Source organism: Nocardia elegans NBRC 108235, assembly GCF_001612845.1.
Classification (GTDB): domain Bacteria; phylum Actinomycetota; class Actinomycetes; order Mycobacteriales; family Mycobacteriaceae; genus Nocardia; species Nocardia nova.
The window spans coordinates 1-10,745 of the sequence record NZ_BDBF01000094.1; the positions used below are offsets into that span (position 1 = coordinate 1).

Here is a 10,745-nt window from a genome sequence, read left to right on the forward strand (position 1 = left end):
ATCGCGCGCGCGTGGCAGGCCGCGGCCGAAGGCACCGTCGCCCCGGCTGTGCGGCTGGCCATCGGCGCCGCCGACGCCGCGGCCCGGTCCCACCAGCACGCGATCGAGGCCATGGGCCTGCACACCGCGGCCCGCTTCGGCGACCGCACCGTGGCCGGGCGGCTCGCCGATATCGCGGCGCGGATCGACGGCGCGCTGGTGCAGGTGCAGGCTCGCCACGCGGTGGCCGTGGCCTCCCAGGACGGCCCCGGATTGGACAATGCCGCAGCGGAATTCGAGCGGATGGGCGCCCTGCTCTCGGCCGCCGACGCCGCCGCGCAGGCCGCCTCGGCGCACGAGCGGCACGGCGATCGGCGCCGATTGCTCGAATCCGCCGCGACAGCCAATCGCCTGGCCGCGGCCTGCGGTGGCGCGAGCACACCGGCGCTTCGGCAATCGGCACAGCCACTTCCGCTCACCGCGCGGGAGCGCGAAATCGCCAATCTGGTCGCTGCCGGACTCAGCAATCGGCAGATCGCGGATCGGCTGACGGTGTCGGTGCGGACCGTCGAGGGACACCTCTATCGGGCCTGTATGAAGCTCGACGTCACCGATCGCGAGGCGCTCGCCGATCTGATGCGCGGCGAGCCACCGCGAGACAAGCAGCGCTGAACCGTTCGCCCCGGCCGGTCCGAGTCACTCCAGGTCGATGCGAATCGTCAGCAGGTTCGAGCCGACGGCGCGCACGACCGAACTGTTGACGCGGTTGAGCTTGCGCAGACGTGCCCGCGCATCGTCGTCGTCGAGCAGGATCGCCGTGCCGTCGTGCCAGACACCGCGAATCTGCAAGCGCACCTTGGGATTCGCGATGATATTGCGCACGTACTGCGAATTGCGCCCGAATTCGGAGACGAACCAATAGGAGGAGCCGACCAGCCTCCCCCCGATCGGCGTCCGCCGCGGCTGACCACTGCGCCGCCCGATCGTCTCCAGTACGGCGAGTCCGCCGAGGTACCGCGCGACCCGGCTGCCCACGGGAATCGCGATATACCGCTGCACCGGCACCGCGAGCCGGCGGCGGATATCGCGGGCCGAAGGTGACGCTTTCCGTTCGTGTCCCATGCTGTCTCGCCCGCCACTCCCCTTCGTCATGACATCTACGGTAGGCCTCCGCTCCCGGGCATACATCGTTCGACGGGATGCGCCGCGTGTCCGACCACGGTAGGAGGCCGTCGCTGTGCGGAATTCGACACTGCGTCGCCGCTATCGGTCGATTACGATGCTGGCGGCGGCCGTGGTCGCCACACAGGCAGGCTGCTGATGAGGGTGGTGCTCGGCGTGATCCGTCGAAATCGGTATCTGATGACGGGTATTCGGGTCGCGATGGCGGCGGTGCCGCTCGCGGTGGTCCTCGGTTTCGCCGGTTCGGCCGCGGCGACCGGTCCGGTTCAGCCCGGTGTCACCACCCCGGATGCCCCGGCTCCTTCCGACGAGCCCGCCGAATTGCGTTCCGCCTCACCGCAACACGTACCGGCTCCGCACTCCGCGCCCCGGGCCGCGCCGAAGCCGGAACCGAAGCCGACCGAACCGCCCGCGCCGCGCGAAGTGCGGGTGGGCGGCTTCAGCGCGCCGGTGCCGGATGCCGTACCGGATGCGGTGGTCGACGGCGTCAACCGCGCCAACGACGGCATCCAAGGCGCGATCAACCCGAACCCCGAACACAAGTAGCAGCCATCGGCGCCGGCGACTCGGTGCGGTCGCCGAGCCGGCCCACCGGCGCTCAGAACAGGGTCGGTTCGCCGAATCCCGAGGTGCGTTCGATTTCGAGCAGGCGGGCCTTGGTCGCGATGCCGCCGGGCGCGGAGAAACCGTGCAGTCCGTGATCGGCCGCCAGCACGCGGTGGCAGGGCACGATCAAGGGAATGGGATTGCGGCCCAAGGCTTGTCCGACGGCTTGGGCCGCGCCGGGCGCTCCGGCCCGGGCGGCGACCTCGCCGTAGGTGAGAGTGTGTCCCGGGGCGATGGCGCGCGTGATGTCGTAGACCGCGCGATGGAATTCCGGTTGCGCGCGGTAGTCCACCGGAATCCACCGCAGATCGTCGAGTTCGCCGGTCAGATGCGCGCGAATGGCCCGGATCGCCTCGGCCATCGCACCGGACGGTTCGACGGTGCGAACCCTCGCGGACGCGATCGCGTCCACTCCGCGGCGCAGCATGCCGGACATGAGGGCGGAAGCGTCCGGGGAGTCGGCGGGCGGCGCGGATTCGTCACGCGCCGGGGATCCGACGAGGCCGGGGGATTCGGCGAGCTCCGGAGATTCGACACGCTCCGGGGCCCGCACGCCGACGATTTCCGGCAGTTGGAACCGCACGACGCCGTCGTCGGTCCATCCCATGGCGCATCGGCCGATGGCGGTATCGAATTCGGTCACCGCGACCGAGGACAACTTGCCCGCAGACATACCCCACAGTGTGCACCGAGGGTCCGACATTCCCGGCTGTTGCAGTCCAGTATTACACGACTGGACTGATGCCGCCCCCGAAGGTCAGGGTGACGCAGGCGGTCGAGTCGCCGACCGGTCCCGTGCCACACCGGACCCGCGGCCGCGCACGACCGGGAGATCCCGGGCCCGACCACGGCGATCCGCCTCTCCCAGCGACCAATCCGCCATCGGCGCATGCGGTCGATACCGGTCGAAGAGTGCGACGACCCGGCGGCCGGATCCGGTGGCGTAGCGGTAGGCGGCCACGAGAACCACCACGACGACCAGCAGGGCGGCAAGACCGGAGAACATGAGGTCCACCTTGCCCGCATCTGGACTTGAATCAAATAGCCACTACCCGGATACTGGCCTCTATGGCGATACGCGTGATCAGTGCGGCCACCCTCACCCGCGACCTGGGCCGCTGGCGGCACGACGAATCCGGCGCCGCCCGCCGGGGTGCGCGCCCGGCATATCTGGCACTCGCGGAGAGTATTCGCCTGCTGATCCACGACGGCCGCGCCCCGCTGGGTATCGCGCTGCCCAGCGAACGCGATCTGGCGACCGCGCTGGGCGTCAGCCGCACCACGGTCACCTCCGCCTACGCGCTGCTGCGGGAGCACGGCTATCTGATCAGCCGGCAGGGCTCGCGCAGCACGGTCGCCCTGCCCTCCGACGTCGCGCACGACGGCACCAAACCGGCCCGCAGCATCCTGGCGGTGATGTCACCGACGGCACAGCCCACCGTCGACCTCACCTACGCCGCGATGTCGGCGCCGCCGCAGATGAACGACGCGTATTCGGCTGCGCTGCAGGGTCTTCCGATCTATCTCGGCACCCACGGCATGGACCCGGTGGGCGTGCTGCCGCTGCGGGAGATGCTCGCGCGCCGCTACACCGAGCGCGGCCTGCCCACCGAGCCGGATCAGATTCTGGTGACTCTCGGTGCGCAGCACGGACTTCGGCTGCTCCTCAATGTGCTCACCGCACCCGCCGAGCGCGTCCTGATCGACCACCCGACCTATCCCAACGCGATCGAGGCGATCCGCGACGTCGGCGCCCGGCCGGTCCCGGTGCCGCTACGCCCCGAACAACCGGATGCCGCCTGGGATCTCGACGGAATCCGCAGTGCCGCACGGCAAACCGCCGCGAGCACCGCCTACCTGGTGCCGGACTTCAACAATCCGACCGGCCTGCTGATGAGCGCCGACGCCCGGGCGGAACTGGCCGCGATCGCCCGCGAGACCCGCATGACGGTGATCGTCGACGAGTCCATGGTCGATCAGCAACTCGACGGCGAAACCCCTCCTCCGGCGGCGGCTTTCGCACGCGGTTCGGAGATCGTGACGATCGGGTCGGCGTCCAAGTCGTTCTGGGGCGGCCTGCGCGTGGGCTGGATTCGCGCCAACCAGTCGCTCATCGCGAAACTTCTCGGCACCCGCTCCACGGTGGACCTCGGCACGCCGGTGATGGATCAGCTGGCCACCGGCTATCTGCTCGATCATGCCGGCGTCATCCTCGAACAACGCCGCGAACAACTACGCAGCAGGCGTGCGGCCCTCTTGGACGCCCTGTCCGAGGAATTGCCCGACTGGCAGGTGAGTCCCGGTTGCGGCGGCATGTCGATCTGGGTGCAACTTCCGGCTCCCGTCTCGACCGCCCTCGCCGCCACCGCGCCGAATCACGGCGTACTGCTGGCCGCCGGACCGCGTTTCGGGGTCCAGGGCGCCTTCGAGCGGTTCCTGCGAATCCCGTTCACCCACACCGAATCCGATCTGCGGGTAGCGGTGAAGTCGATCGCGGCGACGTACGCTTCGCTGACCCCGCACGCCACCGAACCGTTGGCGCCCCTCACCTGCTACTGATGGTTCAGGACGTCGTGGCGCACGATCGTCTCGTCACGGCCGGGTCCGACGCCGATGCAGGACACGCGGGCGCCGGAAAGCTCCTCCAGCCGTTCGACGTACGCCCGTGCGTTGGCGGGCAGGTCGTCGAAGCTGCGCGCTCCGGAGATGTCCTCCCACCAGCCCGGCATCTCCTCGTAGATGGGCTTGGCGTGGTGGAATTCGGTCTGGGTGGTCGGCATCTGCTCCACCCGCTCGCCGTCGATCTCGTAGGCCACGCAGATCGGCACGCGGTCCAGGCTGGACAGCACATCCAGTTTGGTGAGGAAGTAGTCGGTGATGCCGTTGACCCGGGTCGCGTAGCGGGCGATCACCGCGTCGAACCAGCCGGTCCGGCGGGCGCGGCCGGTGGTCACGCCGACCTCACCGCCGGTCTTGGCGAGATACTCGCCGGACTGGTCGAACAGTTCGGTCGGGAACGGGCCGGAGCCGACGCGCGTGGTGTAGGCCTTGAGGATGCCGAGCACCGTGGTGATCTTGTTGGGTCCCACGCCCGCGCCCACCGCGGCACCGCCGGAGGTCGGATTCGACGACGTCACATAGGGATAGGTGCCGTGGTCGACGTCGAGCAGGGTGCCCTGCGAACCCTCCAGCAGGACGGTCTCGCCGTTCTCCAGCGCCTGGTTGAGCAGCAGCCGGGTATCGCTGATGCGGTGCTTGAAACCTTCGGCCTGATTCAGCACCTCGTCGACCACCTGCTGCGGGTCGAGCGCGCGCCGGTTGTAGATCTTCACCAGCACCTGGTTCTTGAATTCCAGTGCGGCTTCGACCTTCTGGGTGAGGATCTTCTCGTCCAGCACATCGGCGACACGCACGCCCACGCGGGCGACCTTGTCCTGATAGCAGGGGCCGATGCCGCGTCCGGTGGTGCCGATCTTCTTGTTGCCGAGGAAGCGTTCGGTGACCTTATCGATGGCCACGTGGTACGGCATGATCAGGTGCGCGTCCGCCGACAGCAGCAGCCGGGAGGTGTCCACGGAGCGCTGTTCCAGTCCGGCGAGTTCGTCGAGCAGCACACCCGGGTCGATGACGACACCGTTGCCGATGACATTGGTGACACCCGGCGTCAGGATGCCGGACGGGATGAGGTGCAGCGCGAAGTTGTCACCGTTCGGCAGGACCACGGTGTGACCTGCGTTGTTGCCACCCTGGTAGCGGACCACCCACTGGACGCGGCCACCGAGCAGATCGGTAGCTTTGCCCTTACCCTCGTCGCCCCACTGGGCGCCGATCAGCACGATTGCCGGCATGGGAGTCTCCTACGGTTTCGACACGCAGCATCGGCGACGCTGCAGCTACCTGCCGTTGCAGAGCCCGATGACGGCGCTCCCGAGGCCCGTCGCTCGCGCCAAGTGGCGGTGGCCGGAGGGACAGTCTAGTGGACACAATTCGTGCCGTAACCAGCCACCTCCTTCCCCGCGTGGCGCAGCGGAGAGCGCGCCGACCGCCCGAGCCGATTACAGTGGCCTGCGGAGGCGTCCCGGCAGGGGTGCGCCCGGTAGGCAGCGAGGGCGATGGCGTTGGCAGGTCCGAGGAGGGTGTTCGGCAGTTGAGTACTCATGTTCTCCGCTGCAACGGCGCTCCCGTGCCCATCGCGCTCGCGTCGCTGCCCACCACCCAGACCACGGCGATTCCCGACACCGCAGAACTGGACGAACTGCTTCCGGTCCTCGCTGCCGACAACCAGCCGCGGCTCATCGTGCTCGGTGAGGATGCCGGTCTTGCCGCGGTGCTCACCCATCTGCTGCGCACCGAACGGCTGACCGTCGAAATCGGCTATGTGCCGGTGGATCGCACCTACGGTTCCCGGGCATATCAGACCGGGACGGGCTCGCAGGCCGCCAAACGCGCGCTGGAGGGCCGCGCCGAGCCGACCCCTCTGATCCGCGACGAGACCGGCACCGTCCTGGTCGGCCGCGCCACGATCACCGGCCGCGACGGCGGCAAACTCGAGGGGGAGGCGTACATCGACGAGGTCCGGTTGTTCACCGGAAAGGTTGCGGCGCTGCATGTTTCACCCACCCTCGAGATGCCGGGCGTGCGCGCCACGGTGCAGCGCGGCTGGGGTAAGAAGCGCTGGGTGGCCGGCCGCGCCGTACAGCTGGGATCACCGGGGGCGGCGGTGACGCGCGACGGCATCGCCGCCGATCGCACGGTGCCGCGGTCGAGTTTCTACCGTCATCACGAGCCCTGGCTGCTGGTGCGATGACCTACTCCTTTCCGGCTCGGAGGGCGGTGCGGTACGTACGACGGCCCCGAAGGCGGCAGCGTGCGTAACCACGTAGGGGCCCGGGAGTACCGCCGGGGTATCAGCCCGAGTCCGATCTTCTTGCTGATCGTGGTGATCATCGCTCTGGGCGGGGCGCTGGCATGGGATGCCGATCCGCTGTCCACCCGGGCCAAGGCCGGAGTGTTCGTCTTCGTGGTGGCGGGCTGGATTCTCAGCGTGTGCCTGCACGAATTCGGCCACGCCTACACGGCGTATCGGGCCGGGGATCGCGAAGTGCAGATGCGCGGGTACCTGACGCTGAATCCGGTGAAATACAGCCATCCCCTGCTGTCGATCGCGCTGCCGATCTTCTTCATCGCGCTGGGCGGATTCGCACTGCCCGGCGGCGCGGTCTATCTGAATACGCAGAACTTCTCCACCCGCACCCAGCGTGCGATCAGCGCGGCCGGTCCGGCGGTCAATGCGTTGTGCGCGGTGGTGCTGCTGGTGATCGTCCGATTCGCCGGCTCCACCCATGACCACGCCGCGTTCTGGTTCGGCCTCAGTTTCCTGGCGTTTCTGCAGATCACCGCGACGATTCTGAATCTGCTGCCGATTCCGGGAACCGACGGCTACGCGATCGTGGAGCCGTCGCTCAGTTATCGGACACGGCGGTCGCTGGATCAGGTGAAGCCGTTCGGGCTGCTGCTGTTGCTCGCGATTCTGTGGGTGCCGGAGCTCAATCGCGTGTTCTTCGACGCCGTGTACTGGGTGTTCGAACTGTCCGGCGTGCCGTCGGACTGGGCGGCCATCGGTAGTTATCTGACCCGCTTCTGGACCTGACACGCGTTTCGGCGGGCGCGCCCGATTCCCGTTCGATTCGCCGGCGAACAGGAACCGGGCGGCCCTCTTCGCGACGGAGCGCCCGCCCCCTACGCGGTCGGCCGCACACCAATCGGCCGCACGTCGCATCCGTCACGAAGTTTTCCGACCGCGCCACCCCTCGTCGACGCGGTCGAGACAAACGTACGATCCGCGCCGACCCGCGACACGAGTAGTCGACTACCCGATTCGGCCGCGTCGGCCGTGCGCAGCCGGACCCGGCGACCTCGCGGACCGCTCGGCGACTACTGGTACCGGAGCGCTCGCTCGGGAAACCTCCGGCCCGGCGAGGCTACCGAACACGCGCTGCCGCAAGGGTTCCCACGGGTGGCGTCACGTCCGGTCAATCCTCGGGCGCCACATAGGGGTTCCGCACGGTGGGCGGCAGCAACGCGATCGCCGACAGGCGTTTGATTCCGCAGACCTGCATCAGATCGACCACGATGGAACGCAATTGGGCGAAGACCACGTGGGAGGACAGGCCGGCGCCCGCGACCAGATCCTTGGTCGCGCCCTTCGCCACCCGCCGCAGGACGCGCGTCGCCTCGGCGGCATCGGGCTGTTCACCGGGTTCGGCAACCATGTAGCGGCGCACCACTTCCACCGCCTGCCCCAGTTCTTCGACCTCGGCGATCATTCGGGGATCGAGGATTTCGTCGTCGCGCACCAGAGTCAGCGCGCGGCGCAACAGCACTCGGGTGTTGCGCACGGCATTGTCGAGCGGATCGACCGCCGCGCGAATCGCCTCCAGCCGGGGCCGGGAATTCCAGTACAGCGGCGAGATCCGGCTGACCTCGCGGCCGCCTTCGACGGCGTTGCGCAGACCGTCGATCTGCGGTTGCGTGCCGCGCACGGAATGCAATGCGGCGCGGACCTTCTCCGCGTTCTGTTCATGGAGGCCGTCGGCGCATTCGGTCAGCGCCGCGCCCAGGACGGTGAGGATATCGGCGGCCTGCTGCCGGGCCCGGCGCACGGGATGCAGCGGAATCGCGGCCACCACCACGACGCCGACCAACCCGCCGACCAGCGCGTCGACCATGCGATTGAAACCTCCGCCGGTATGCGGCGGCATCAACGTGGCGACCAGCACCGCCGAACTGGCGGCCTGCATCGGGATGACCGCACCTCGATCGAGGAATACCGCGGTCGCCATCGCCACCCCGACGACGAGCGCGATCTGCCACGCGCCGGTTCCGACCTGCCCGATGAAGAAATCGCCGATCCCGATCCCGACGGCCACACCGCCGACGAGTTCCACCGATCGGCGCAGCCGCGCACCGAACGACACCCCGATCGAGATGACCGCGGCCATCGGCGCGAAGAACGGTTGGGGATGCCCCACCAACCGGTGGGCGACGAACCAGGACAGCGCCGCGCCCACCGCACACTGGAAGATCGGAAGCGCGGACCGGCGCAGACGCACCCAGCCACTGCGCATGCGCTGCTTACCGCTGTCGCGAACCGCATCGACGGTGATGGCGGTCGCGAACCGTTCCGTGCCGGCCAGTCTCAGTCCAATCCGAGTTCGGCGGCGGCGCGGGGATCGCAATCCTCGAGCAGATCCAGGCAGCGGGCGTATTCGTCGCTCTCGCCGATGGCCTGGGCGGCGCGGGCGAGGGCGCCGACCGCACGGAGGAAGCCCTGGTTGGGTTCGTGGCTCCACGGCACCGGGCCGAAGCCCTTCCACCCGTTGCGGCGCAACAGGTCCAGCCCGCGGTGGTAGCCCGTGCGAGCGAAGGCGTAGGCCGCCACCACATCGAGACTCACCTCGGCCTGCCCCTCGGGTGCGCCCACGACGCCGGCGCGGTCCAGCGCGTCCTCGGCCAGCTGCGCCCAGGCCACGGAGGCCGTCGGATGGGCGGCGGCGACCTGGACCGGGTCCTGGTTGTCCAGCAGGGCCTGTTCGGCTTCCGTGTTTTCGGGAAGCAATACCGGCTGCGGTCCGAGCAGATCACCGAAGGAGGTCATGGGCTTCATTGTGCACCGCCACCGCGGCGGCTCGCCGGGCAGCGGGTGCGCGGGTCCCGATGCCGAGTCCCCCTCCTGATGGCGAGGCCTTATATGGTTGCGCGTCTGCCGCCTCCTACGCGCCCCCACCCCATTAGGCTGGCCGTCTGAGACCGACAGTCGACGACCGACAGCTGATACTGAGCAAGGGGTAGCGCGTGTCCGACCCGAACGACGACCAGAAGCCGCACCAGGGCGCCTCCGGCGACCGCCCGCGTCAGGCTGCATCCGGTGCGGGTCCGGACGGACCGGCGAAGCCCGGCGCCCAGGGCGGGCCCACCGCCGGTCGCGAACCGGACCCCGGCGCCCCTGACCGCACCCAGCGCATCTCCCGGGATCAACTTCCCGGCGCCGCCCCCACCACACCCATGCCGTCACCGTCGGCGCAAACCCAGGTCATTCGCACACCGGGGGCAAAAGGCGCTGCGGGACAGGCGAATTCCGCCGCGGGTGACAAGTCCGGCGCGAACGCTTCCGGTGCGAAGTCCGGCGGTCCCGGCGCTCCCGGCTCAGGCAAGTCGCCCGCCGCTGCGCCCGGCTCGACATCGAGCGGCGGTGGCGCGGCGGCCGGTGCCGACAAGGCGGGCACGCCGAGCGATGGGGCGGGGGAAGCGGAGACGGTCGCCATCCCCAGGCGCGACGAATCCGGCAAGAAGCCCGAGGAAACCGGCAAGGCTCCCGCCTCCGAGAACTCCGGCAAATCCGACGCCGCGACCGGCTCTGCCGGATCCGCCGCCGCGAACGGCCCGGCGAAAACGAACGCCCCGGCCGCCGCACCCGACGCCGAGCGCACCGCGAAGGGCGCCGAGGATGCGAAAACCGCGAAGGCTGCCGAGGCCGGGAGTGCCGCAACCGGCCAGGGCGCCGCCGATTCCGCACGCGCCGCCGCGCCGGGCTCGAATGCGCCGAGCGCCGCCGCGAACGAGAGCGCGTCCGGCGAGAGCACCGATGATTCGAAAACCGTTGCCTTGCCCAAGGTTTCGTCCGGCAAGGGCGGTGGGAAGACAGCGAAGTCCGGCCCGGCGCAGCAGTCCGGCGCGAACGGCGGTGGAGGCACTACGGCGCCGGACACGAAAAACGAAGCTCCACAAGACGTTCCCGCGATATCGAATCCGTCCGACGACGCCACCACGATCCTGCCGATTCAGAAACCCGATCCGGCGGCCACCGAGAAGCTTCGCGCCACGCCGCCGGGAGCCGGGCAGAGCGGCTCGAAGCGTCCTGGGGCTCAGGGCGGTCCGGGCGGTGAGCAGGGCCAGGGCACGCCCGGCGCTCCGGGATC

Annotated in this window: 11 protein-coding genes and 1 pseudogene; 6 read left to right on the plus strand and 6 right to left on the minus strand. The window is 69.4% G+C overall.

Annotated features, from left to right (window positions below; all coding sequences use genetic code 11):
• Positions 1-651, plus strand: a 651-nt coding sequence (locus NE2_RS34120) for a helix-turn-helix transcriptional regulator (RefSeq protein WP_167356825.1), incomplete at its 5' end; no start/stop codon positions are given.
• Between the two features lie 24 nt (positions 652-675).
• Here NE2_RS34120 and NE2_RS34125 read toward each other — a convergent pair.
• Positions 676-1,101, minus strand: coding sequence for a nitroreductase/quinone reductase family protein (locus NE2_RS34125; protein ID WP_063032851.1), 426 nt, complete (start codon positions 1,099-1,101; stop codon positions 676-678).
• Between the two features lie 198 nt (positions 1,102-1,299).
• Here NE2_RS34125 and NE2_RS34130 point away from each other — a divergent pair, with 198 nt between their 5' ends.
• Positions 1,300-1,707, plus strand: coding sequence for a hypothetical protein (locus tag NE2_RS34130; protein WP_146165353.1), 408 nt, complete (start codon positions 1,300-1,302; stop codon positions 1,705-1,707).
• Between the two features lie 52 nt (positions 1,708-1,759).
• On the opposite strand, the gene NE2_RS34135 is transcribed toward NE2_RS34130, so the two are convergent.
• Both NE2_RS34135 and NE2_RS34140 read right to left on the minus strand, forming a co-directional pair.
• Positions 1,760-2,440 carry a methylated-DNA--[protein]-cysteine S-methyltransferase gene (locus NE2_RS34135; RefSeq protein WP_063032855.1) on the minus strand — a complete coding sequence of 227 codons (681 nt, stop codon included), beginning with the start codon at positions 2,438-2,440 and terminating at the stop codon, positions 1,760-1,762.
• An 84-nt stretch (positions 2,441-2,524) separates the two neighbouring features.
• Positions 2,525-2,773, minus strand: a complete 249-nt coding sequence (locus tag NE2_RS34140) for a hypothetical protein (RefSeq protein ID WP_146165354.1) — start codon at positions 2,771-2,773, stop codon at positions 2,525-2,527.
• A 62-nt stretch (positions 2,774-2,835) separates the two neighbouring features.
• Here NE2_RS34140 and yczR point away from each other — a divergent pair, with 62 nt between their 5' ends.
• Positions 2,836-4,326 (plus strand): MocR-like transcription factor YczR, encoded by a 1,491-nt coding sequence (yczR, locus tag NE2_RS34145; protein WP_063032859.1) that lies wholly within the window; start codon positions 2,836-2,838, stop codon positions 4,324-4,326.
• Here yczR and NE2_RS34150 read toward each other — a convergent pair.
• Complete coding sequence (locus tag NE2_RS34150; RefSeq protein ID WP_030516643.1) at positions 4,320-5,615, minus strand: adenylosuccinate synthase; 1,296 nt, start codon at positions 5,613-5,615, stop codon at positions 4,320-4,322. The two genes, yczR and NE2_RS34150, sit on opposite strands and share 7 nt — an antisense overlap.
• A 335-nt stretch (positions 5,616-5,950) precedes the next feature.
• Between NE2_RS34150 and NE2_RS34155 the strand changes: the two genes are divergently transcribed.
• Both NE2_RS34155 and NE2_RS34160 read left to right on the plus strand, forming a co-directional pair.
• A complete protein-coding gene (locus tag NE2_RS34155) occupies positions 5,951-6,574 on the plus strand; it encodes a hypothetical protein (RefSeq protein ID WP_233429973.1) in 624 nt (207 codons plus the stop codon).
• Between the two features lie 60 nt (positions 6,575-6,634).
• A complete protein-coding gene (locus NE2_RS34160) occupies positions 6,635-7,417 on the plus strand; it encodes a site-2 protease family protein (RefSeq protein WP_063032863.1) in 783 nt (260 codons plus the stop codon).
• Between the two features lie 382 nt (positions 7,418-7,799).
• Here the strand turns inward: NE2_RS34160 and NE2_RS34165 are convergent, their stop codons facing one another.
• Both NE2_RS34165 and NE2_RS34170 read right to left on the minus strand, forming a co-directional pair.
• The gene (locus NE2_RS34165) at positions 7,800-8,894 is read right to left on the minus strand and encodes an FUSC family protein (protein WP_063032865.1); all 1,095 of its coding nucleotides are present in this window, start codon (positions 8,892-8,894) and stop codon (positions 7,800-7,802) included.
• A gap of 71 nt (positions 8,895-8,965) precedes the next feature.
• On the minus strand, positions 8,966-9,424 hold the full coding sequence (locus NE2_RS34170) for a DUF3151 domain-containing protein (protein WP_030516647.1): 459 nt from the start codon (positions 9,422-9,424) through the stop codon (positions 8,966-8,968).
• Between the two features lie 197 nt (positions 9,425-9,621).
• Between NE2_RS34170 and NE2_RS34175 the strand changes: the two are divergent.
• A pseudogene (locus tag NE2_RS34175) lies at positions 9,622-10,745 on the plus strand (hypothetical protein); the annotation flags it as partial.